The sequence below is a fragment of the Polynucleobacter asymbioticus QLW-P1DMWA-1 genome, assembly GCF_000016345.1.
Taxonomy (GTDB): domain Bacteria; phylum Pseudomonadota; class Gammaproteobacteria; order Burkholderiales; family Burkholderiaceae; genus Polynucleobacter; species Polynucleobacter asymbioticus.
Genome location: NC_009379.1, coordinates 1,647,381 through 1,669,100, shown reverse-complemented (window position 1 = coordinate 1,669,100; position 21,720 = coordinate 1,647,381). Strand labels below are relative to the sequence as shown.

Genomic DNA, 21,720 nt, shown 5'->3' with positions numbered 1-21,720 from the left:
ATGCCAGATAAACACTTATCATCACAATTCGATGCCGATTTAAATTCACTTTCAAGCCGCTTGCTTGAAATGGGCGGTCTTGTGGAGTCACAAATTGCTACAGCGATGCGTGCATTTACGCAAATGGATATTGATACTTGCAATGTCGTGATCGAAAATGAAAAATTAGTAAACGATCTTGAGATACAGATTGATTTGGCTTGCACGGAATTAATTGCGCGCAGACAGCCAACAGCGCGAGATTTACGACTTGTGATGGCGGTATCCAAAGCGATTACTAATTTAGAGCGTGCTGGTGATGAGGCTGAAAGGGTGGCTAAACGTACAAAACGCCTAATAGAGTCTGGCTTACCAAATAACATCAACGTTGCAGAAATTCGTTTGTCGGGTCAGATGGCTATTTCACTCTTGCGCCGCAGTCTTGATGCATTCGCCCGCTTAGATACGATTGCAGCTGCTGAAGTAGTTGAAGAAGACCGTCAGATTGATGAAGAATTTAGGGGTTTTGTACGTAAGCTCATTACCTATATGTCTGAAGACCCCCATTTAATTACTACTGGTCTTGATATGCTGACGATCGCCAAAGCAATTGAACGTATCGGTGATCATGCTAAGAATATTGCAGAGTTTGTGATCTACATTGCTAAGGGTGCTGATGTACGTCACCTACCGCATGAAGATTTAGTTCGTGAAGCCAATAGACCATAATCGGAGCGTCTAATAATGACTCACCGCATACTCATAGTTGAGGATGAGCCATCAATTGCAGAATTGATTGCGATTAATTTGACACATGCAGGGTATAAAGTCGAAAAAGCAATGCAAACGGATATCGCATCGGCAATGATGAAAGATCAATTGCCTAATATGATTATTCTGGATTGGATGTTGCCTGGAAAGTCTGGAGTTCAGTTTGCAAAGGAGCTTCGCTCTAACGAAAGAACCAAGGCCTTACCTATTTTGATGTTGACAGCCAAAAGCGAAGAGTCAGATAAGGTTCTGGGTCTTGACTCTGGCGCAGATGACTATGTCACCAAACCATTTTCACCTAAAGAATTAGTAGCGCGAGTGAGGGCAATGTTGCGTAGACAGATGCCTATCGAAGATACTGGCCCACTTACTGTTGGCCCACTTAAATTAGATCCGAGTTCTCATCGTGTTTTGGCTACATGGCCCAATGCCGAGTCTAAAGCTATTGCTTTAGGGCCAACCGAGTTTCGTTTGCTTCAGTTTTTCATGGCCAACCCTGAGCGCGTTCACTCGCGCGCCAGTTTATTGGATAAGGTTTGGGGTAGTGAGGTCTATATTGAAGAAAGAACAGTAGACGTTCATATCAAGCGTTTACGAGCTGCTCTAGTCCCGTTTGATTGTGACCGCTATATAGAAACCGTTCGTGGCAGCGGTTATCGTATTACTAAGACTCCAACCCAAACTTAAGTCTTCATTAGGCTACATTTTCTGGGAATTTTTATGATTCTTTGGAGATGCTCTAATATGGCAGCATGTTATCAGCGCTAACCCGATTTTCTCTCATTATCTGCATCGGCTTTATTGCTGCGTTTACGGTAATGTCCTTTTGGGGACCAGAGTGGGGTATTGCAGCGGGAATTTCAGTACTCTCTATACCGCTTGTTTATTCCTACATTAACTTAGCGCGCCTTAGAAAATATATTCTTGCTGATTCTGTTGAAAATATGCCCTTACCGAGTGGCTTTTGGGAGGAAGTATTTTTTAGGCTTCAGCGTTTAGTCAGAAATCTGAAACAGAGAATTCGCAGTATTGAGCGGCAACATGATCACTTTATAGAGGCATTCCAAGTCTCACCTAATGGCATATTAATGCTCGATGATAGCGATCAAATTGAATGGTGCAACGATATTGCGGAACAATACTTTGGGCTCATATTCAAACGTGATGTGATGCAGCGAATTAATTTTTTAATTAGACGACCTGAATTTATTCAGTATCTGAATAAGCGCAATTTTGATGAGCCCCTATTAATGGAGCGCATGGGACCCCATGGAAACTTGAGTTTGATGTTGCAAGCTTTCCCATTTGGTCAAAAGCGTCACCTTCTTTTGGTGCAAGATATTACCGATTTGCAAAAAGCCGATGCTATGCGTCGCGATTTCGTAGCCAATGTTTCTCATGAAATGCGCACACCAATTACCGTATTGATGGGCTTTCTGGAGACAGTTCATTCACTTGATCTGAAGAAGGAACAGCAAGATCAATACTTCGACATGATGATGGCTCAAGCGCAAAGAATGAAAAGCTTGGTTGAGGATTTGTTAACTTTGGCTAATCTAGAGTCAAATGCTTTACCTGCCGCCAATACGGTAGTGAAAGTGGAAACCTTGATGGCGCTTCTGAAGAATGATGCTGAGGCACTCTCTCAAGGAAAGCACGCGCTCAATTTTGATCTGGAATCGCCTCAGAATTTAATGGGAGATGAGAGAGAGATTCTTTCGGCATTTAGCAATCTCGTATCCAATGCGATTCGCTATACCCCTGACGTTGGCGCAATTCGCGTGGAATGGAGGGTGAATGATCAGGGGCAAGGTGAGTTTTTAGTAACAGACTCTGGCCCCGGTATTGCATCAGAGCATTTATCTCGGCTTACGGAGCGTTTCTATCGCGTAGACAGAAGTCGCTCAAGAGATACGGGTGGAACGGGATTGGGCTTGGCTATTGTTAAGCATATTGCCAATAGGCACCAGGCTCAACTCCTAATAGAAAGCACTCCTGGGAAGGGCAGTCAGTTTATGTTGCGATTCCCTAAAGAGCGGATTGCCGCTTAATCCTTTTTCTTTTTCTTTTTCTTCTTGGATTCTTTGGGTAACTTATCGGCTTTACCGTTAGCGTAAAGACACCAAACCTTGATTTCCTCGAACAGCTCCACTAGCTCTTCATGAGGTAAGTTTTTTAAGTCCGCTAAACCAATACTGCCCGTCTCTTGTAATTGCTTTACAGCATCTTCATATAGATATTTACTCATATTCATTCAATCCACGGATTAAGTTAGGGCCAATCTTAGCAAACTAATATGACAAATATAGTTTTTTTGGACCTTAAAGGGGCTTAGTCAGGATCGCTAGATACTTCGGAGGCTCGGCGAACCCCAGTGACCCTTGCTATAAGCCTCTCTAACGGCCCCCCGATCACTAGCGTTAACAATATGGCCCCAAGACTAAGTCCGCCCAAGGCAAATTGTCCCGCCCCAAAGGCTGCGCCAATGAGGGCACAAGACCAAATACTTGCTGCTGTAGTGAGGCCAAAGATTTTTTGTGAGCGTTGTTCGCGAATAATGACGCCGGCACCCAAAAATCCGAGACCAGTAATTAACCCTTGCAAAACACGGCTAACGGATTGGGCATCATCCTGAACGAAATCACTAATTAATAGTACGGCCGTTGCTGATCCAATTGCTACTAGGGAGTGGGTTCGTATACCGGCGGATTTATGGTGGAGCCAACGGTTTAAGCCTAATATGGCTCCTACCAGTAATGCTAAACCGAGTCTGAGTGCGATGGTCCCGTATAGATCCCACTGAGCCATACCAATTCCTTTATAAAATCCAATATTTTGTTGTTTCAGTGTATATCAGAGTCATTAATTTGACACATCCTTTCAGTAATCTAAGTGCGCTGGATTAAATGCCGGCCAAGTAAAATGTTTCAAATCTTCTTTTAAAGCCCGGTTCTGCTGGGCTTTTTTTCTTCATTTATTAATAAATCTTACATATAGCAAGAATAAGATTAGTTTCATATACCTATAAAGGAAGTTGAAATAACTATGAATGAAAATCTCGCTAAATATATCTCTTCAGCGTTGAGAAATACTACTATCGATCAAGCAATATACGAATCCATCGAATCAAAATTAACAGTGCGTCACCCATCGAATGATTTGCATAAACCTCAATTTATTGTGGACACTAGATTCTCTCTACGCCTTGAAGAAGTTGCATAGAGGCGATTGATTAATTGAATGAGTAAAAGCTACAACATCCTATTTTTATGTACAGGAAATTCAGCTAGATCGATTTTAGGTGAGGTTTTAGCTACGACTTTGAGTCACGGTCGATTTGTGGGTTATTCAGCAGGTTCTCAGCCTAAGCGTTTTGTTCATCCATTAGCCTTGAAGTTCGCAAGAGGTGTTGGCTATCCACTTGAGAAATTGCGCAACAAAAGCTGGGATGAGTATTGCGTAGAAGGTGCACCACGCATGGATTTTATTATTACTCTGTGCGATTCTGTGGCGGGGGAGTCGTGCCCCTATTGGCCCGGCCATTCCACTAGTGCGCATTGGGGGTTTGCAGATCCTGCCGCTGTCGATTCTGGCGATGAGGCGATGCTTCATGCTTTTGGGCAGGTGGAAATGGGCTTACGTAACCGTATTGAGCTACTGCTGGATCTCCCTCTAGATAAATTAGATCATTTCCAGATAAAAGAGAAATTACAGTCCATTCATCATCGCCTCAAGTTTAGGTAGATCAAAACCCCTAGGAAGGAGTTAAGATTAGCTAAAACCTTGTGAGGAAGTCGATGTCCATTCAGAAACACCCTAAATTCGCCGTCTTAAGATCAGTAGAGTCGTTTAGCAATCCTAGGCCCAGCATTAAAAAGCGCATGGCTGATGGCAAAGTTTTACGAAGAAAGGTCAGCTTTACTCAGCAGGGTGTTTATGAGCCACCAAAAAATCGTATTGATCCAATCACCATTCTGGAGAATCAGGCTAAGACACGTGTTGAGTCCCTAATACCGATTCGTTATGAGCGCATGTTGCAATCCCCTTTTGCGTTTTATCGTGGGGGCGCAGCAATCATGGCTCAGGATTTGGCTAATCAGCCGCGCACCAATATCACTGTTCAGCTTTGTGGTGATATGCATGTATCTAATTTTGGATTATTTGGTACAGCCGAACATCGTCTGGTATTTGGGATCAATGACTTTGATGAAACTCTGCCCGGCAGCTGGGAGTGGGATCTTAAGCGTCTTGTAGCTAGCGCAGTCATCGCTTGCGAAAGTAATGGAGGAAGTAAATCGTTAAGTAAAAAAATTGTGTTACGTATTTGCTCCGAGTACCAAAAGCGAATGGCTCAGTATGCCAAAATGCCTTATTTGGAGTTAGCGCAGGAATTTATTAGCGAAACAGAAATTCGTAAATATTTTTCAAAAGAGCACCAAAAGAAAATTGATATCTATCTAAAAGAGACTAAAGGGCAGGGAAATATTCAGGTATTGCAAAAACTGACTACCCTGGTCGGGAAAGATAGAAAAATTATCAACAAGCCACCATTAATTGAGCATTTCAAAACGAATGCCTATGGGCGACCTCTTCACGCGCTGCTTGATAAGGCTTTGTGTAATTACTCAAGCACCTTGCTGGCCGATAGAAAAATTCTTTTTGAGCGTTATATGTTGAAAGATTTTGCGCGCAAGGTGGTTGGTATCGGCAGTGTTGGAACAAACTGTATGGTGATGTATTTTGAAGGCGATAGCGCTAACGACCCTTTATTTTTACAATACAAAGAGGCTCAAAAATCTGTTTTGAGTCCATACATAGGCGAATCGATCTATAGAGACATGGGTCAGCGTGTCGTGGCTGGACAGAGATTACTTCAAGGTGCTCCAGATATCTTTTTGAACTACGGCTCTATGCAATTTGATATCGACAAAAGCGAGGGATTTTATCTCCGCCAATTGCGCGATATGAAGGGCGGTATAGAGATTGGGCCTAATGGTGTCTCGTTGAAAAATTTTGCTGAGTATGCCAAATTATTTGGTTGGGCTCTTGCACTAGGCCATGCGCGCTCTGGTGATGCAGCTGAAATTGCTGGGTATTGTGGCGAATCTGAAGAATTGAATGAGGCCATGCATTCATTTGCTAGGTCGTACGCTAAACAAAATGAGAAAGACTATGAGTTATTTTGTAAGGCGGTTAAAAGTAAGCGATTAAAGGTTGCAAAGGTATAAATTTTCTTAGGCAATGATTTGTACGTTCGTCATCAAATTGTCATTTGATTGATAGATAGTCTAAGTTGACTCACTTCATCTGCTATTTCTCTACTATGAAAATTTCACAACTCCTTAAGTCAGCCTCATACATTCTTTTTAGCGTTTTAGCTGGGCTGGCTCAAGCAGCGGCGATATACCCGATTGATAAGGCAGCCATTTTGGCTGGATCTAAATTCGATATCAAAATTGAATTTAATTCAGTTGTGAATCAAGATGAAGTTGTACTGGAATTAAACGGTGCACCACTAAATAAAATCATCCCAAATAAGTCTGATTTCATTGCCAACGAAAATGGCAAGGGAAGCTCAATACTCATTCGAGATGTGCAGCTAGCAAAAGCAGGTAACTATCAAATTGTGGCTCGATCACCACAAGAGCGCCTGCAGGTAAATTGGGACGTCTATTCAAGTGGACCTCGTCGCGTAAAGAATGTGATTCTCTTTATTGGTGATGGCATGACGATAGCCAATAGAACCACCGCAAGAGTGCTCTCTAAGGGTATGCAAGAGGGAAAGTATCAGGGTCGTTTAGCTTTTGATGACATGCCTAGTACTGCAATGATTGGTACATCTGGATCTGACTCCCTAATTACAGACTCTGCTAACTCCATGAGCGCTTATACAACCGGACACAAAACAGCTGTGAATGCTATGGGTGTTTATGTTTCTCGCGCTAGCGATAATTTCTCTCATCCAAAAGTAGAAACAATCACTGAGCTTATCAAGCGCAATACTAAGATGTCTGTGGGAATAGTCTCTGATGCTGAGTTAGAGGATGCAACACCAGGCGCAATGGTTTCTCATACAAGACGAAGGGCTGATAAGCAATATATTGCCGATCAGCTTCTAGCTAGTGGTGCAGAAGTTATTCTGGGCGGGGGATCAGCCTACTTTTACCCGCAATCGACTAAAAGCTCTAAGCGTAAAGACGATAAAAATTTGCTTGAAAGTTTTAAGTCTCAGGGTTACCAAATCGCTTTTACAAAACAAGAATTGATCGCAGAATCTGATAACAAAAATACTAAAAAGTTATTTGGAGTTTTTCATCCAGATAATATGGATGGCTCTCTAGACCGCTTATATCTAAAGAAAAATACGGTTGAAGAATACCCAAATCAACCTGACCTTACAGAGATGACGCAATCCGCACTCAACGTGCTATCCAGAAATCCAAATGGATTCTTCTTGATGGTGGAGGCAGCATTGATTGATAAATTCAATCATCCTCTGGATTGGGAGCGCGCAGCGTTCGACACCATTATGTTGAGTAATGCAGTACAAATTGCTAAAGAATTTGCAAAAACGCATCCTGATACTTTAATTATTGTGACTCCCGATCATACTCACAGTGGATCGATCAGTGGCGTGGTGCATGACGATAAGCCGGGACCGTTGCGTGAAAAAGTGGGTATTTATGCAGATGCAGGCTTCCCAAACTATCCTAAGGCTGATACTCAGGGTTATCCAAATCGAATTGATGTCTCAAAACGCATTGCATTCTTTTATGGAAGCTATCCTGACCACTATGAAACGATGCATCCTAAGCTGGATGGCACTTTTATGCCGGCGATAAAGGGTGAGGATGGTAAATATGTTGCCAATCCAAAATATATTCAGCAACAAGAGGATGCCATCCATGTTGGCGGAAATTTACCTTCACATCAAGAATCTGGCGTGCATGCTGCAGACGACGCGGTATTAAATGCATCAGGTCCAGGATCAGAAAAATTTAAAGGGTTTATGGATAACACTGAGGTCTTTAAAGTGATGGTAGAGTCATTAGGCTTGGGATCCAAATAGACTAAAGACCTGCTTTCATGGAATTCGTAAATAACATTAACTATGCCTCGCTGACTGACACCACTATCAGTCTTTGTGCCGCCTTTATCTTGGGCGGACTAATTGGCTTAGAGCGTCAATATCGTCAGCGAACTGCAGGTCTCAGAACCAATATTCTAGTTGCCGTGGGCGCGGCCATATTTGTGGATGCTGGTAATCGTTTAACCGGCCATGACGGTGCTGTTCATATCATGGCTTATGTCGTCTCTGGTATTGGATTTTTAGGTGCAGGCGTCATCATGCGGGAAGAGGGCAACGTCAGAGGCATTAATACGGCGGCTACTTTGTGGGCATCTGGTGCCGTTGGCGCATGTGCTGGTGCCGATTTACTTCTCGAGGCTTCTCTCGCTACGATATTCATTCTTGCGGCAAATACTCTTCTTCGACCTGTAGTGAGTTTTATTAATAAGCAACCTCTAGATACCATTTCAGTAGAGGTTACGAACTCGGTTTATATCATCACGCCAAAACACGCTCAAAAGATTGCTTTAAAGCAATTCATTAAAACATTGGAAGAAGCGGGCTATCAAACGCAAGATGTTGAAGTGCATCAATTTGGAACTGATGATGTGGAGATACAGGCTGTATTAACTGCATCAGCTGTAAATGGAGATGATATGGATCGGTTAATTGCAAAAATTGCCGATCAAGATTTCGTGTCTCAGGCATTCTGGAGTCCTAGTACAACAGATTAAGCCTGTCATTGGCATTGACACAATAGTGAAATATTTTTACCCCATCATGTTAGGGTGAATAAAACTATCCTCGAACTAGAGTCTGTCGTTACCTGTCCCCATTGCCAAGCTTCCGAAGTGATTAAAGTTGAAGCGGGTACCTCTCAGCACTTATATCGTTGCCGCTCCTGTAGCGCCATCCTCAAGCCTAAATCTGGCGACTGTTGCATTCTTTGCAGCTTTGGTGATCGGGATTGCTCAAGTTCTGAGCAGAACTTAGCCGCCTAGTAGAGAGCGTCACCCCAGCCACATAGGCTAGTTGCTGATTTCATCAATGTGTCATGGTTTTTACATAAAATAGACATAATTGATTCAGCTTTCTATTTTTGGGGAATATTTTGGCCAGCAATCCCGCAGATCCTATAACTAATTCCGCAAACCTAGTGGCTGCGGTTGATTTGGGATCCAATAGCTTTCGGATGCTTGTAGCGCAGGCAATAAATACACCATCGGGCACTCAACTTCGCCCGATAGATACCTTGCGTGAGTCAGTTCGCCTTGCGGCCGGCCTGACTGAAAATAAACTCCTTGGTAACGATGCATACCAACGAGGACTTATTGCTATTAGGCGCTTTGGTGAACGAATACGTGGATTTGATCCTGCTAATGTTCGGGCGGTAGCTACCAATACCTTGCGCGTTGCTAAGAATGCCCAGCAATTTGTTGCTGATGCAGAAGAGGCTCTGGGATTTCCTATTGAAGTGATTGCTGGCGTTGAAGAGGCGCGCCTCATTTACATTGGAGCAGCACATGAGGTACCAGCTGTTCAAGGCAATAGATTGGTGATTGACATTGGCGGCGGCTCCACCGAATTTATTATCGGCAAAGGTTACGAGCCAAAGCTTATGGAGAGCCTTTATATTGGATGTGTATCACATAGCCTAAGTTTTTTCCCTAAGGGAAATATTGATACGCATGCCTTCAAAGAGGCTGAGTTAGCCGCTCGTCGTGAAATACAAGTGATTTCAGGGGCATACTTAAAGAGTGGTTGGAATCAAGTCATCGGCTCATCTGGAACGGCTAGGGCTTTGGCAGATCTGATTGCCAATAACAACTTCAATGGGCTTGGTGATGGCTTGACTATGGGTCGCGTCAATGGCGCGAGCGGCTTGATTACCCGTGAAGGCCTTAAGAATCTCAAGAAACATTTACTCAAGTATGAGCATGTTAATCAAGTTGAGTTGATTGGCTTGAAAGACGATCGAAGATCGGTATGGCCTGGTGGCTTGGCTATTATGCTGGCGGCATTCGATGAATTAGGTATTGAAGAAATGGAAGTAACCGATGCTGCTTTACGAAGTGGTGTACTTTACGATTTGCTTGGAAGATCGCAGCATCATGACATGCGTTATGTCACTGTAGAACAATTCATGCAGCGCTACACGGTAGATCGAGAGCAAGCTGATAGAGTGAGTAAATTGGCTACAGAGTTTTTACAACAACTTCCCAAGCCCGAATCAGAGAGCAGGGCGGATAATGTTGCTCTATTGCAGTGGGCAGCTAATTTACATGAAATCGGTTTATCGATTTCTCATAATGGCTATCACAAGCATTCAGCCTATATCGCAGGTAATGCAGATATGCCCGGCTTCTCTAAGAATGACCAAGCTAGATTGGCTGCACTCTTAATTGGGCATACAGGTAAGCTAGGAAAGCTAGCAAACAATCACAGCTTTGAAGACTGGCGCATGTTGTTTTGTTTGCGTCTGGCTCAAGTGCTTTGCCGTGGTAGAAATGACACCAACTTTCCTAAGGTAAAAGTATCCGAGCACGATGGCTCTTATCTCGTAAGTCTCTCTAAGGAATGGGCTGCCAAACATCCATTGACAGAGTTTAGCCTCTTAAAAGAAGCAGCAGAGTGGGACAGAATCGGCCGCTCTTACCAAGTGAGCTTTAAGTAGTAATAAAAAACCACCCCATATTGAGGTGGTTTTTAAAAGCCCGCTCACAATCAAAATTACATTCCTAAAAAATGCTTTGCGTAACGCGGATTAATTTCTGATAGACGCAGCATCGTTAATAAATCAGCAGTATTAAAGTCTGGATCCCATGCTGGAGCGCTGCAGATTTTTGCACCAAGCTTTAAATAACCTTTGATCAGCGGAGGAGGCTGCACCTCAAGTCCTCCATTTAATCTATCCAACGGCAAAGGCAGTCGTGGAAAAGCATGGAATTCTGTTGGTGCCATCTGATCATTGCCTAGTGAGTTATATAAACTCGCTGCAAAGTGACCGCCATCGGCCATGGGGATGCTAGCGCAACCTAGCATGATTTCATAATCATTTTTTTGCATGTATTGAGCCAGACCGCTCCATAGCGCCATAATGACCGCTCCCGAGCGATAGTCTTGATGTACGCAAGATCTGCCTAATTCAACCAATTTAGGGCGCAAATGATCAATGCGAGATAGATCAAACTCAGAATCAGAATAGAGGCGTCCGATCTCTTTTGCTTTATGGGGAGGGAGCACGCGATAGGTTCCAACTACCTTAAGACTATCTTGATCACGAATTAATAAATGGTCACAATAGGAATCGAATTCATCTACATCTAAGCCGTCAGCATTGCTAGGTAAATTAGCGCCCATCTCTTCGGCAAATACTTTATAACGCAGTCTTTGAGCTTCTTTGATTTCGCCTGGCGTGCTTGCCCAAATAATCTGAAATGCAGCTTTCTTAGGCTTGGCAATTTGAATAGCAGGGCTTGGATCAACTTCTCTTAATTCAGCCCTTGTTTTGGTAACAAACTTTTTCCCAAAGAGCTTCTTGGCAACTTTTTTGGAGAGTTTTTTAAGTGTGTTTGATTTACTTTTTTTGAATGGTTTGACTTTCTTGGGTGTGAAAATCTCAAATGAACCAATTGGATTAGGGATATCAGACATAGCTAGCCTCGTGTAGTGAATGTTTTCTCAGCGGAATGCATTTAGACCTTGAAAACCATGGGGATGCAGACAGCAGCCCAGATGAGGGCTGCCACAAATAGGGCAAGCATCACAGCGGCACTACCAAAATCTTTGGCTCGTTTAGAAAGGTCGTGATGCTCAAAAGAAATACGATCGATAGCTGCTTCAACGCTCGAATTAAGTAGTTCAATAACCAGAACCATCATGAGTGAAGAAATGAGAAGGGCTTTCTCTAATAAGCTAATGGGTAGGAGGATAGCAATTGGAGTAAGCAATACAAATAAGGTGAGCTCTTGCCTGAAGGCGCTCTCTTCCAAGAATGCATAAACTAAACCGCACCAAGAATTTTTGGCAGCATGCCAGGCCCTTGCTAGACCTCGGTTTCCCTTGTGGGGATTTTGGTCTATGTGATACGGGGAGTTCATGTACAAGCTTCCTTAGGCTAGCGCAGTAACATGCACTTCTGGTGTCGATACTGGCTTGAGGTGATCTGCAAACTGTACTGAAGCAGCTCTCCAGGAGAATTTCTCTGCATGGGCGCGCGCTACTTCGCGAGGAATTTTTAAAGCCTGCATACAAGCTTCACGCAAATCTTCATTCATCGCTCCGGCATTAGAGTGGCCCAAAACATCGATAGGGCCGGTGACCGGATATGCCGCCACTGGTGTGCCGCATGCCATTGCTTCAAGTAAAACCAGGCCAAATGTATCTGTTTTGCTTGGAAATACAAATACATCTGCGGCTGCATACACTTTTGCTAGTTCATGTTGTTGAAGTACGCCCAAATAATTTACTTCAGGGTATTTTTCTTTGATAGCAGCCATTGCCGGACCATCGCCTACTACCCATTTAGAACCTGGCAATTCAATTTCTAAAAATGCATTGATATTCTTTTCAACGGCAACACGCCCCACGTATAAGAAAATGGGATGCGCAGTGTTTAGTGCTTTGGAGTCTTGAATTTTAAAAATATCAAGATCAACACCTCTTGACCAAAGCACTACATTCTTGAGGCCATACTCTTCAAGATCATTCTTGACAACAATAGTTGGTGCCATGACCGCCATTGATGGACCATGAAACCAGCGAATAAACGCATAGGTAATTGCAAGTGGGATTCCAGTGCGGGCTTTGACATATTCGGGAAAGCGAGTGTGATAAGCAGTAGAAAAAGGTAAGTTGTTTTTTACTGCATAGGCACGAGCTGATAAACCAAGCGGCCCCTCAGTAGCTATATGCATAGCATCAGGAGCAAATTCTTTAATGCGTCTTGCCACCTCTTTGCCAGGAAAAAGTGAAAGGGCGATATCTGGATAGGTTGGGCAAGGAATTGATTTAAAACCAGTAGGGGTAATCATTTCCACTTCATGACCCATTGCGGTTAATTCAGCACGGGTTTGTTTAAGTGTTCGTACGACACCATTAACCTGTGGGTCCCATGCATCAGTGATGATCATAATTTTCATAGCACAGCCTCTTTGATAAGTGATTCAATACCAGGTTGAAGGGTGATTTGGGGGATATCTTCTGGCTCACCCTTGATGTGTGTCCAGTGAATAATTTTGAGTTCGCCGGTATGTGTTTCAACAAGGGCTGTTAGGCTTTCCACCCAATCACCATCGTTGCAATACAAAAGACCATCTATTTCACGAATTTCTGCTTTGTGAATATGTCCGCAAACTACACCATCACAACCTCGTAGGCGGGCTTCTCTCGCCATGATGTGCTCAAAGTCTGCGATATAGCTCACGGCATTTTTTACTTGATGCTTAAGGTATTGCGATAAGGACCAGTACTGCAACCCCATCTTGACGCGCAGCATATTGAAATAGCGATTGACATACAAAATGAAGGAATACAAAGTATCACCAACGTATGCCAACCATTTGGCATATTGCATCACACCATCAAACTGATCACCATGTGTTACCCAAAGGCGCCTACCGTCTACAGTCGTATGAATGACATCTTCTTCTACTTTGACGTCACCAAATGAAAGACCAAAAAACTGCCGAGCACTTTCATCATGATTTCCAGGGATGTAGATCACTTCGCTACCCTTACGCGCTTTACGTAATAGTTTTTGTACAACGTCGTTATGTGATTGAGGCCAGTAGAAAGATTTTTTCAATCTCCAGCCATCAATAATGTCGCCTACTAGATAAAACTTGTCGGCTTCATTGTGTTTCAGGAAATCGAGAAGGTAGTTTGCCTGACACCCTGATGTTCCTAGGTGTATATCTGAAATCCAGATGGCTTTGTAATGCATCATGAAACAGTATTAAGCCTAGGGAGTATGAAAGTAGCATGACAGTTCTAAGTCAGTTTGATGACGCAATCATTTTTTTTGAAACTTGATTTATATTGCCATTTAATATGAAAGCGAATTCTTTAGTTAAAGCATTTAACTGGTTGCGGGTATGGAGTCATGTATTTGGCGGCTTAGCGACGCTCTGCTTTCGATTTCCTTTCATAGGGCAACCCACAAAAAATAAGCTGATTCAAAATTGGTCCATCCATTTACTTTCCATTCTGGGAATTGAATTAAGGCTAAAGAAGGCAGACATATTGCCTGCCGCTCCATTTTTGCTGGCATCGAACCATATTTCTTGGGTAGACATACATGCGATTAATGCATTTCAGCCCATTCGATTTGTAGCTAAGTCAGAGGTGGAGGGATGGCCCGTATTTGGTTGGATGGCAAAACAATTGGGAACCATCTTTATCAATCGCAATAACTCTCGCCATGGCAAGTACATTGCAAACGAAGTAGCTAAGGCGCTTAAAACCCAATCAGTCTGCATTTTTCCGGAAGGAACATCTACAGTAGGTGAGACTGTTCTTCCATTTAAGCCAAATTTATTTGAAGCGGCCGTAATTGCTCAGGTCCCAGTGTATTCCCTGGCAATCTCATATAAATCTGCAGAATCTGGTGAAAGAAGTGACATCCCAGCATTTATAGGCGATATGGGGCTCCTGGAGTCAATATCGAGCATCCTTAGTCATCGAAAGCTCACGGTCGAATTGACCTTTATTCTTCCTTCTGGATCGAGCCCTAGTGCTTCCAGGGATCGAAAATGGTTGGCTCTATACAGTCAAGAGGCCATTTTGGGGCAATTAAAAGGTAATCAACCCCTTATGTAACAAAATTGTCATTTATCCTAGCTATAAATATTGCCTAGGAATGGAAAGTTATGACATCAAAGCATAAGGAAATGGCCGAGTGGTATCGCCGTGCTCAAGAAGAGATTCTGGATAGCATGGATGAAGAGCTTGAAATGGAGCTCGATGATGATCGCCTAACGCCTGATGGTGACAGCCAGTCAGAAATTCCACGCAATGTTTACTTCCGAGAGCTGTTTAGGCTTCAAGGCGAATTAGTAAAGCTTCAAGACTGGGTGGTCGAGAATAAACTTAAGGTTGCTGTCCTATTTGAAGGTCGAGATTCTGCTGGTAAGGGTGGGGCAATTAAGCGAATTACTCAGCGACTCAATCCCCGCGTGTGTAAGGTCGTGGCTTTGCCCGCTCCAAATGAGCGCGAGAAAACTCAGTGGTATTTCCAAAGATATATTTCTCATTTGCCCGCCGGTGGCGAAATCGTTCTATTTGATCGCAGTTGGTATAACCGTGCTGGGGTTGAGAAGGTCATGGGATTTTGTACTGACTATGAATATGAAGAGTTTTTAAGAACGGTTCCTGATCTTGAGCGAATGATGATTAGTTCCGGAGTTATCTTAATTAAGTATTGGTTCTCTATTTCAGATGACGAGCAATACAACCGCTTCATGATGCGTATTCATGATCCGTTGAAGCAATGGAAATTAAGCCCAATGGATTTAGAGGCTAGAAGGCTTTGGGAGGCTTACACCAAGGCCAAGGAAACTATGCTTGAGCGTACGTCTATTCCAGAGGCTCCATGGTGGGTTGTTGCTGCAAATGATAAGAAAAAAGCGCGTTTGAACTGCATTACCCATTTACTGAATCAAATACCGTATCAAGAAATTGATCATCCGGTAATTACTTTGCCTAAACGCGTGCATAACCCAGACTATCTACGCGGACCGGTTCCTCCAGAGATGTATGTCCCTGAGGTTTTCTAAAGCCTTATTTTTCTAGACTTGAAATTTTCCCGTCCCACTTAAAGGTGATCTCTTGATCAACTTTAAGTAGACTTTTGTCTTTACCGGGGTAGTCAACCCTAGAGAGAAGATCTCTGATCATATTGAGGTGGGCCAGCTTTTTATCGTTTGCTCTAACGATTATCCAAGGCGCATCTTTTGGGCTGGTATTTTGTAGCATGTCATTTCGACACTTGCTATAAGCATCCCATTTTTTCTGCGCCTGTTGATCAATAGGGCTAATCTTCCATTGCTTCAGAGGGTCATCTTCTCTAGCTTTAAGACGAACAGCCTGCTCTTTTTTAGAAATATCTAAATAGTATTTCAGAAGGGTGATACCAGAGCTCACTAGGATGGATTCAAAGGGATTAACCGTATCCATAAAGTTTGTGTATTGAGGTTTGGTGCAAAAGCCCATTACTTTCTCAACGCCAGCTCGGTTGTACCAGCTGCGATTGAAGAGAACAAACTCTCCTTTCTTAGGCAATTCAGCGACATAGCGCTGAAAGTACCATTCTGCAGACTCGACATCTGATGGCTTGCCTAGGGCAACTACCCGAGTTTCTCGTGGGCTCAAATGCTCAGTAATGGTCTTAATGGTGCCATCTTTACCGGCAGTATCACGACCCTCGAGGATGACCAGTATCTGATCACCCTTACTAATGAGGCTATTTTGAAGTTTTACTAGCTCTATTTGTAATAAGCGGAGCTGTGAGTCATAGCTAGAGGATTCCAGCTTTACGAGATCTTTTTTCCCCATTAGCTAGCGTCGCTACTGCCAATTGGCTTACTCTCAGTCGCAACCTTTTTAGCAGCCACTTTCTTAGCGGGCGCCTTCTTTGCAACAACTTTTTTCGCTGCAGCTTTTTTCACGGGAACTTTTTTTGCTGCTGGAGACTTTTTAGCAGGAGGTTTTTTAGTGGCAACCTTTTTTTCTAGCTTATCCAATGCTTTAGCAAGTTTGTCGATCAGCTTTTCTCTGTCAGACTCTAATTTGTCGAGCTTTTTAAACAACTGTTTTACTATTTTCTTTTGGCTCATGACTATTCCTAGGTTAGCTTGTAGATGGTTGTATTGATACGTCTATACACGAATCCTACGTTTTAATCGCTCTATTTTCAAGCGTATATGACACTTATATGTCATTTTTATGACATTAATTTCCTGATGAATGCTTTTTAAATTCTGATTAGTTAGTGTCGCTGCCGATAAGTATTGTCATCATTTAGTAATTTATATTTCTATATAATTGGAAATATGAAAAATACAGATGCTATCAAGGCTTTTCTGGCTCTCGGTCAGGAGACACGTTTAAATGTATTTCGTCTGGTTGTGCAGCGCGGTGACGTTGGACTAACACCTAGCGAGATCATTGAAAAGTTGGGTATCCCCAATGCCACATTGAGCTTTCATTTAAAGGAATTGGTAGAAGCGGGATTATTGAACGTCGAGCGCCAAAGTCGGAACCTGATCTACAGTCCAAATGCGCAGCTAGTTGAGGAATTAAGCGGGTTCTTGCTTGAAAACTGCTGCGGCGGTCAATCATGCGCGCCCATTTCTATTGTTAAGAAGGCTAAAGCTAAATGAAAAAATTCAACATACTCTTTTTGTGTACCCACAATTCAGCCCGCTCTGTTTTAGGTGAGGCGCTAGCATCGACTCATCAGAGTGGTAAGTTTGTAGGTTACTCAGCTGGCTCTACACCGGGCACTATGGTAAATCCCTTTGCTAGGGAACTAGCGCTGGAAATGGGTTACGACGAAAGTAAGTTACTTTCTAAGTCATGGGATGAGTATGGTTTACCTGATGCTCCTAAGATGGACTTCATAGTGACCGTTTGTGACAATGCAGCCGGAGAAGTGTGTCCGTTTTGGCCAGGTAAACCTGCTACTGCGCATTGGGGCTTTCCCGATCCATCACAAGTGCAAGGCACTGATGAAGATAAGAGACGCGCATTCCGTGATGTGATGTTTGGTTTAAAAAAACGCATTGATCTTTTGGCTGATTTGCCACTAGACACATTAGATTCACTTAGCTTAAAAGAAATTCACACAAAATCATGAGTCAAGTTACCCAAAAACTGTCATTTCTAGATCGATACCTCACAGTTTGGATTTTCGCTGCGATGGCAGTAGGTATTGGCTTGGGATTTTTTGTGCCGAGTATTGAGGGCTTTATTAATCATTTTCAATCTGGTACTACCAATATTCCTATTGCTATTGGCTTGATTTTGATGATGTACCCACCGTTTGCTAAGGTGAAATATGAAGAATTGCCTGATGTCTTTAAGGACAAGCGAATCTTTGGATTGGCATTCTTGCTTAATTGGATCGTAGCCCCAACCTTGATGTTTTTCTTGGCTATTACCTTTGTACCCAATCAACCTGAATATATGGCCGGACTGATTTTGATTGGTATAGCGCCTTGTATCGCAATGGTCATTGTTTGGAATGATATTGCCAAAGGCTCTACAGAGTATGCTGCAGGCTTAGTCGCATTTAATGCGGTATTCCAAGTTCTATTCTTCAGTCTGTATGCATATTTCTTCCTGACTGTGTTGCCACCATACTTTGGTTTCGCTGGTTCGGCAGTCAATATCACTATCGGTGAAATTGCTAAAACAGTTGCAATTTACTTAGGCGTTCCTTGTGTAGCAGGATTTATGACTCGGTTTGTCATGCTCAAGTTTGTTAGCAAAGAGTGGTATCAAAATATCTTTGTGCCAAAAATTGGCAAGATTACCTTGATTGCTTTGCTCTTCACGATCGTAGTCATGTTTAGTTTGAAAGGTAAGTTAATTCTTCAACTACCAATGGATGTGGTCACTATTGCGATTCCCTTGCTAGTGTTTTTTGTGGTGATGTTTGTATTAACTTTCTGGCTCACTATCAAAATGGGCATTGAGTACAAGCGTTGCTGTACTTTATCTTTTACAGCCTCTAGCAATAATTTTGAGTTAGCAATTGCTGTCGCTATCGCAGTTTTCGGGATTAATTCAGGCGCTGCATTTGCGGCTGTAATTGGCCCCCTGGTTGAGGTGCCGATTATGGTGGGGCTAGTTTCAGTGGCGCTATGGCTTAAAGAGAGGGTTTTTCAGGCGCAATGAACTTATAGATACAATGATGAAGGTCCGTTTCTTGGTAAGCCTTCATTTTGAATATTTTTTCAATGCAATTTCTAAGAGCCTGCTTATTAGGCTCATGCTTACTATTGACTTGTAATGCTCAAGCTCAAAGCGATAGCGACCATACTAAAAAATACAACCCTACTCAGGAGCCGTATACGCTTTTGTGGAATGCCAGCGTTGTATCTGATTACCGATCTAAAGGGATTGATCAAACCTTTGGTTTGCCTGCATTCCAATTTGAGCTAGGTACACTATTGCCAAATAATTTTTATGTTGGTACGTGGAACTCTAATGTCAGTACTGGTGCAGGTTATCCCGGAACCTTTTTGGAGACTGACTTTTTTGCGGGCTGGACTCATGTCATTGATGAATATCACATTAACACTGGACTTTACGGCGTAGTTTTTCCTGGCAGTAATGTAGCAAACTACGTTACCTCTCCGGTGGAGCCTGGCATGTCTAGTGGCTTGGTGCATAACGGCGATGTATTTCTTGCTGTTAGAAAAGGCCCGGTAACGATTCAACAAAATGTCACCTTTACTAATGCTGGAAATATGTTGAGTCCTACTGGACAATCTACCGCCGGATCTGCCTACACCAATCTACTTGGAGTCTTTCCTGTGAGCTCTTGGAATTGGTTGGATGGACAATGGAGTGTTGTTGCACATACTGGTTATCAATTTATCAATAACTATTCTGCAGCAAGTTATTTTGATTGGAAGTTTGGTATTCAAACAAAGCTTGATAAAGCTTGGACGGTTGACTTGCTCTATATACAGACTAATGCCAAGGGAAATTGCAGCATTGCCGCAACTACAGCCCAGCCTTATTGCTATAACAAGTTTCAGAATGCCAGCGGAGTGGGTTCTGGCCCCACTAAAAATGCCGGCGATGCTACAGTGATGTTGAGTATTAAAGTTGCCAATTTCTAAATAACCTGAATAAAGGGCGATTTATGCCCTTTGTATTGATGAAATCAATTATTTAATTCATCGGATAAGGCAGTCTAGAGCGCTTGAGAGCGCCATCATCGCTAATCGTCTTCAATGTTATGATTTTCTATGTAATTGACCTATTCAATGGAGATTGCAGTGAAACAAAAAATAATTAAAAAGATGGTAGCTGCTTCAGTTTCAGCTACCTTGGCTTTTGCTCCAATGGTGAGTAATGCCTGTACTAGTTTCTTATTAAAAGGTAGTGATGGCGGTTCTGTTTATGGACGCACCATGGAATTTGGTATTCCCTTGCAATCACAATTAATGACCATTCCAAGAGCTTACGAGCTCAAGGGGGTCGGTATTGATGGCAACTACGGTACTGGGCAAAGTTGGATCACTAAGTATGCAGTTGCTGGAATGAATGGACTTGGTCTTCCCGAGTTCTTTGATGGCATTAATGAAAAGGGATTGACTGGCGGAATTCTGAATTTTCCTATTAGCGCCTCTTTCCCTGTAGTTACTCAAGCAGAATCGTCTAGTAGCATTAATGCCAGTCAGGTTCTTACTTATGTGCTGAGTAATTTTTCTACTGTCGAAGAAATTAAAGTTGGTTTACGCAGTATTAAAGTAAATGGCGCGAGACTTGCGGTCTATAACAATCAGGTACCTGCGGCACATTACACTTTCCATGATTCCAATGGGAAAAGTATCGTGGTGGAATATCTCAATGGACAATTAGTGATTACGGATAATCCTGTCACTGTGATGACTAATGATCCTCCAATTGGTGATCAGTTGAAAAATATTGGTAATTACTCAAATCTTTCTAAGGTAGAAAAGCCACCACTAGTCATTAATGGTGCTACATTTGCGGCGCCTAGTTCTGGTAGTGGCTTACATGGCCTTCCTGGCGATTTCCTAAGTCCAAGCCGCTTTATTCGTGCGCTCTTCTTATCTGATTCAGTGCCTAAGACCTTTACAACTGCTCAAATGGGCGATGCGGCATGGCATATCTTAGGTAGCTTTGATATTCCTCCAGGCTCAGTAACTTTGCCAGCCAGCAATCCTTATGGTGGTGGTTTAGGCGGCTATGAAGTAACCGAGTGGAGCGTCGTAGCAAATAACAAAGACATGACCTATAACGTCAAGATGTATGAGAACAACAACATCTATACATTTGATCTAAAGAAAATGGACATGAATGCTAAAGAGATTAGGTATACAAAACTGAATCAACCAAAAATAATGATTCCAGTGAACTAGTCTTCTGAATTGACTTAGACGGTATTAAAGAAACCCGCTCAGGCGGGTTTTTCTTTTGAGCGTAAATTCAATTTACTTGCTATTCTTAGGTCTATATTTACTAATTTAAAATGCAACACATGAATATCAATTCAGATTACAGCAAAAAGGTCGTGGTTAATCATCATGACTTACCTTGGATTCCGAGTCCTGAATTGGGTATTGAAAGACGCATGCTGGAGCGTACCGGTGATGAGGTAGCAAAGGCTACTTCTATCGTCTGCTATAAACCGGGCTCTCAATTTCCAATGCATGCCCATGAATTTGGTGAAGAGATATTAGTTTTGGATGGGGTATTTAGTGATGAAACTGGTGACTACCCGGCTGGCACATACATCATGAATCCACCAGGATCGGCACATGCGCCTTTTAGTAAAGATGGATGCACTCTTTTTGTAAAGCTCCGACATCTTGGTCTAGATCAGGTCGAGCGAGAGGTGCTCAATACAAAAACAGCCCCCTGGTATCAAGGAATGGTGCCAGGTTTAAATGTCATGCCACTCATGCAGCAAGGAAGCGGGTCGACTTTAGTTCGATGGGCGCCTCAAACCTATTTCAATCCTCACAAGCATTACGGTGGCGAAGAAATTTTTGTGGTGGATGGTGTTTTTGAGGATGAACACGGTCGCTACCCGGCTGGCTCATGGATTAGAAGTCCTCATATGAGCCTACATCAGCCTTTTAGTAAAGAGGGCTGCACAATTTTTGTGAAGACTGGGCATTTACTAGACTAGTATTGTT

Annotated in this window: 25 protein-coding genes; 17 read left to right on the top strand and 8 right to left on the bottom strand. The window is 42.8% G+C overall.

Annotation, left to right across the window (positions count from 1 at the left end):
* The 3 genes from phoU (at position 1) to phoR (ending at position 2,801) form a co-directional block, all read left to right on the top strand.
* Positions 1-708: a phosphate signaling complex protein PhoU gene (gene phoU, locus PNUC_RS08330; protein WP_011903435.1), complete on the top strand. Its 708-nt coding sequence runs from the start codon at positions 1-3 to the stop codon at positions 706-708.
* 15 nt (positions 709-723) lie between these two features.
* Positions 724-1,437, top strand: a complete 714-nt coding sequence (gene phoB, locus PNUC_RS08325) for a phosphate regulon transcriptional regulator PhoB (RefSeq protein ID WP_011903434.1) — start codon at positions 724-726, stop codon at positions 1,435-1,437.
* Positions 1,438-1,502: 65 nt separating this feature from the next.
* Positions 1,503-2,801, top strand: coding sequence for a phosphate regulon sensor histidine kinase PhoR (gene phoR, locus PNUC_RS08320; RefSeq protein WP_011903433.1), 1,299 nt, complete (start codon positions 1,503-1,505; stop codon positions 2,799-2,801).
* Here phoR and PNUC_RS08315 read toward each other — a convergent pair.
* Together PNUC_RS08315 and PNUC_RS08310 are read right to left on the bottom strand one after the other, a co-directional pair.
* Entirely contained in the window at positions 2,798-2,998 is a 201-nt protein-coding gene (locus tag PNUC_RS08315) for a hypothetical protein (RefSeq protein ID WP_048812146.1), read from the bottom strand. The genes phoR and PNUC_RS08315 overlap by 4 nt on opposite strands.
* Before the next feature lie 83 nt (positions 2,999-3,081).
* The gene (locus PNUC_RS08310; RefSeq protein ID WP_011903432.1) at positions 3,082-3,558 is read right to left on the bottom strand and encodes an MgtC/SapB family protein; all 477 of its coding nucleotides are present in this window, start codon (positions 3,556-3,558) and stop codon (positions 3,082-3,084) included.
* Between the two features lie 432 nt (positions 3,559-3,990).
* On the opposite strand from PNUC_RS08310, the gene PNUC_RS08305 reads away from it, so the two are divergent.
* The 6 genes from PNUC_RS08305 to PNUC_RS08285 all read left to right on the top strand — a co-directional run bounded on the left by PNUC_RS08305 (position 3,991) and on the right by PNUC_RS08285 (position 10,493).
* Complete coding sequence (locus tag PNUC_RS08305; RefSeq protein WP_011903431.1) at positions 3,991-4,494, top strand: arsenate reductase ArsC; 504 nt, start codon at positions 3,991-3,993, stop codon at positions 4,492-4,494.
* Between the two features lie 53 nt (positions 4,495-4,547).
* Entirely contained in the window at positions 4,548-5,978 is a 1,431-nt protein-coding gene (locus PNUC_RS08300) for a DUF2252 domain-containing protein (protein ID WP_011903430.1), read from the top strand.
* 95 nt (positions 5,979-6,073) lie between these two features.
* Entirely contained in the window at positions 6,074-7,819 is a 1,746-nt protein-coding gene (locus tag PNUC_RS08295; RefSeq protein ID WP_011903429.1) for an alkaline phosphatase, read from the top strand.
* A 17-nt stretch (positions 7,820-7,836) separates the two neighbouring features.
* Positions 7,837-8,553, top strand: a complete 717-nt coding sequence (locus PNUC_RS08290) for an MgtC/SapB family protein (protein WP_011903428.1) — start codon at positions 7,837-7,839, stop codon at positions 8,551-8,553.
* Between the two features lie 54 nt (positions 8,554-8,607).
* A complete protein-coding gene (locus tag PNUC_RS10905) occupies positions 8,608-8,820 on the top strand; it encodes a GDCCVxC domain-containing (seleno)protein (RefSeq protein WP_011903427.1) in 213 nt (70 codons plus the stop codon).
* A gap of 134 nt (positions 8,821-8,954) precedes the next feature.
* On the top strand, positions 8,955-10,493 hold the full coding sequence (locus PNUC_RS08285) for a Ppx/GppA phosphatase family protein (RefSeq protein ID WP_048812290.1): 1,539 nt from the start codon (positions 8,955-8,957) through the stop codon (positions 10,491-10,493).
* Between the two features lie 56 nt (positions 10,494-10,549).
* On the opposite strand, the gene PNUC_RS08280 is transcribed toward PNUC_RS08285, so the two are convergent.
* From PNUC_RS08280 to PNUC_RS08265, 4 genes are read right to left on the bottom strand one after another with little or no spacing between them, the layout of a single operon-like run.
* Positions 10,550-11,473: a GNAT family N-acetyltransferase gene (locus PNUC_RS08280; RefSeq protein WP_011903425.1), complete on the bottom strand. Its 924-nt coding sequence runs from the start codon at positions 11,471-11,473 to the stop codon at positions 10,550-10,552.
* Between the two features lie 41 nt (positions 11,474-11,514).
* Positions 11,515-11,919 (bottom strand): diacylglycerol kinase, encoded by a 405-nt coding sequence (locus PNUC_RS08275; RefSeq protein WP_011903424.1) that lies wholly within the window; start codon positions 11,917-11,919, stop codon positions 11,515-11,517.
* 12 nt (positions 11,920-11,931) lie between these two features.
* A complete protein-coding gene (locus PNUC_RS08270; protein ID WP_011903423.1) occupies positions 11,932-12,960 on the bottom strand; it encodes a glycosyltransferase family 4 protein in 1,029 nt (342 codons plus the stop codon).
* On the bottom strand, positions 12,957-13,766 hold the full coding sequence (locus PNUC_RS08265) for a UDP-2,3-diacylglucosamine diphosphatase (RefSeq protein WP_080512737.1): 810 nt from the start codon (positions 13,764-13,766) through the stop codon (positions 12,957-12,959). The genes PNUC_RS08270 and PNUC_RS08265 overlap by 4 nt, the downstream gene beginning before the upstream one ends.
* A gap of 104 nt (positions 13,767-13,870) precedes the next feature.
* Between PNUC_RS08265 and PNUC_RS08260 the strand changes: the two genes are divergently transcribed.
* Together PNUC_RS08260 and ppk2 (PNUC_RS08255) are read left to right on the top strand one after the other, a co-directional pair.
* Positions 13,871-14,638 (top strand): lysophospholipid acyltransferase family protein, encoded by a 768-nt coding sequence (locus tag PNUC_RS08260; RefSeq protein ID WP_011903421.1) that lies wholly within the window; start codon positions 13,871-13,873, stop codon positions 14,636-14,638.
* 50 nt (positions 14,639-14,688) lie between these two features.
* Complete coding sequence (gene ppk2 / locus PNUC_RS08255) at positions 14,689-15,594, top strand: polyphosphate kinase 2 (RefSeq protein WP_011903420.1); 906 nt, start codon at positions 14,689-14,691, stop codon at positions 15,592-15,594.
* A 4-nt stretch (positions 15,595-15,598) separates the two neighbouring features.
* Here ppk2 (PNUC_RS08255) and ppk2 (PNUC_RS08250) read toward each other — a convergent pair whose 3' ends face one another.
* A complete protein-coding gene (gene ppk2 / locus PNUC_RS08250; protein ID WP_011903419.1) occupies positions 15,599-16,372 on the bottom strand; it encodes a polyphosphate kinase 2 in 774 nt (257 codons plus the stop codon).
* Complete coding sequence (locus tag PNUC_RS10975; RefSeq protein WP_011903418.1) at positions 16,372-16,653, bottom strand: hypothetical protein; 282 nt, start codon at positions 16,651-16,653, stop codon at positions 16,372-16,374. Before PNUC_RS10975 ends, ppk2 (PNUC_RS08250) begins: the two co-directional genes overlap by 1 nt.
* 216 nt (positions 16,654-16,869) lie before the next feature.
* On the opposite strand from PNUC_RS10975, the gene PNUC_RS08240 reads away from it, so the two are divergent.
* The 6 genes from PNUC_RS08240 (at position 16,870) to PNUC_RS08215 (ending at position 21,713) form a co-directional block, all read left to right on the top strand.
* Positions 16,870-17,199: an ArsR/SmtB family transcription factor gene (locus PNUC_RS08240; protein ID WP_011903417.1), complete on the top strand. Its 330-nt coding sequence runs from the start codon at positions 16,870-16,872 to the stop codon at positions 17,197-17,199.
* A complete protein-coding gene (locus PNUC_RS08235) occupies positions 17,196-17,675 on the top strand; it encodes an arsenate reductase ArsC (protein WP_011903416.1) in 480 nt (159 codons plus the stop codon). The genes PNUC_RS08240 and PNUC_RS08235 overlap by 4 nt, the downstream gene beginning before the upstream one ends.
* Positions 17,672-18,718 carry an ACR3 family arsenite efflux transporter gene (arsB, locus tag PNUC_RS08230; RefSeq protein WP_011903415.1) on the top strand — a complete coding sequence of 349 codons (1,047 nt, stop codon included), beginning with the start codon at positions 17,672-17,674 and terminating at the stop codon, positions 18,716-18,718. The genes PNUC_RS08235 and arsB overlap by 4 nt, the downstream gene beginning before the upstream one ends.
* Before the next feature lie 62 nt (positions 18,719-18,780).
* Complete coding sequence (locus PNUC_RS08225) at positions 18,781-19,671, top strand: TorF family putative porin (RefSeq protein ID WP_011903414.1); 891 nt, start codon at positions 18,781-18,783, stop codon at positions 19,669-19,671.
* 159 nt (positions 19,672-19,830) lie between these two features.
* Complete coding sequence (locus tag PNUC_RS08220; protein WP_161485405.1) at positions 19,831-20,940, top strand: linear amide C-N hydrolase; 1,110 nt, start codon at positions 19,831-19,833, stop codon at positions 20,938-20,940.
* Between the two features lie 110 nt (positions 20,941-21,050).
* Positions 21,051-21,713: a cupin domain-containing protein gene (locus PNUC_RS08215; RefSeq protein ID WP_011903412.1), complete on the top strand. Its 663-nt coding sequence runs from the start codon at positions 21,051-21,053 to the stop codon at positions 21,711-21,713.
* Positions 21,714-21,720: the final 7 nt, after the last annotated feature.

Coding starts and splice junctions, on each gene's coding strand:
- PNUC_RS08260 (WP_011903421.1), top strand. CDS start 13,871: ATGAAAGCGAATTCTTTAGTTAAAGCATTTAACTGGTTGCGGGTATGG.
- PNUC_RS08225 (WP_011903414.1), top strand. CDS start 18,781: ATGCAATTTCTAAGAGCCTGCTTATTAGGCTCATGCTTACTATTGACT.
- phoB (WP_011903434.1), top strand. CDS start 724: ATGACTCACCGCATACTCATAGTTGAGGATGAGCCATCAATTGCAGAA.
- PNUC_RS10975 (WP_011903418.1), bottom strand. CDS start 16,653: ATGAGCCAAAAGAAAATAGTAAAACAGTTGTTTAAAAAGCTCGACAAA.
- PNUC_RS08290 (WP_011903428.1), top strand. CDS start 7,837: ATGGAATTCGTAAATAACATTAACTATGCCTCGCTGACTGACACCACT.
- ppk2 (WP_011903420.1), top strand. CDS start 14,689: ATGACATCAAAGCATAAGGAAATGGCCGAGTGGTATCGCCGTGCTCAA.
- phoR (WP_011903433.1), top strand. CDS start 1,503: ATGTTATCAGCGCTAACCCGATTTTCTCTCATTATCTGCATCGGCTTT.
- PNUC_RS08300 (WP_011903430.1), top strand. CDS start 4,548: ATGTCCATTCAGAAACACCCTAAATTCGCCGTCTTAAGATCAGTAGAG.
- PNUC_RS08275 (WP_011903424.1), bottom strand. CDS start 11,919: ATGAACTCCCCGTATCACATAGACCAAAATCCCCACAAGGGAAACCGA.
- PNUC_RS08235 (WP_011903416.1), top strand. CDS start 17,196: ATGAAAAAATTCAACATACTCTTTTTGTGTACCCACAATTCAGCCCGC.
- arsB (WP_011903415.1), top strand. CDS start 17,672: ATGAGTCAAGTTACCCAAAAACTGTCATTTCTAGATCGATACCTCACA.
- PNUC_RS08240 (WP_011903417.1), top strand. CDS start 16,870: ATGAAAAATACAGATGCTATCAAGGCTTTTCTGGCTCTCGGTCAGGAG.
- PNUC_RS08215 (WP_011903412.1), top strand. CDS start 21,051: ATGCAACACATGAATATCAATTCAGATTACAGCAAAAAGGTCGTGGTT.
- PNUC_RS08270 (WP_011903423.1), bottom strand. CDS start 12,960: ATGAAAATTATGATCATCACTGATGCATGGGACCCACAGGTTAATGGT.
- PNUC_RS08280 (WP_011903425.1), bottom strand. CDS start 11,473: ATGTCTGATATCCCTAATCCAATTGGTTCATTTGAGATTTTCACACCC.
- PNUC_RS08315 (WP_048812146.1), bottom strand. CDS start 2,998: ATGAGTAAATATCTATATGAAGATGCTGTAAAGCAATTACAAGAGACG.
- PNUC_RS08295 (WP_011903429.1), top strand. CDS start 6,074: ATGAAAATTTCACAACTCCTTAAGTCAGCCTCATACATTCTTTTTAGC.
- PNUC_RS08310 (WP_011903432.1), bottom strand. CDS start 3,558: ATGGCTCAGTGGGATCTATACGGGACCATCGCACTCAGACTCGGTTTA.
- phoU (WP_011903435.1), top strand. CDS start 1: ATGCCAGATAAACACTTATCATCACAATTCGATGCCGATTTAAATTCA.
- PNUC_RS08265 (WP_080512737.1), bottom strand. CDS start 13,766: ATGATGCATTACAAAGCCATCTGGATTTCAGATATACACCTAGGAACA.
- ppk2 (WP_011903419.1), bottom strand. CDS start 16,372: ATGGGGAAAAAAGATCTCGTAAAGCTGGAATCCTCTAGCTATGACTCA.
- PNUC_RS08305 (WP_011903431.1), top strand. CDS start 3,991: ATGAGTAAAAGCTACAACATCCTATTTTTATGTACAGGAAATTCAGCT.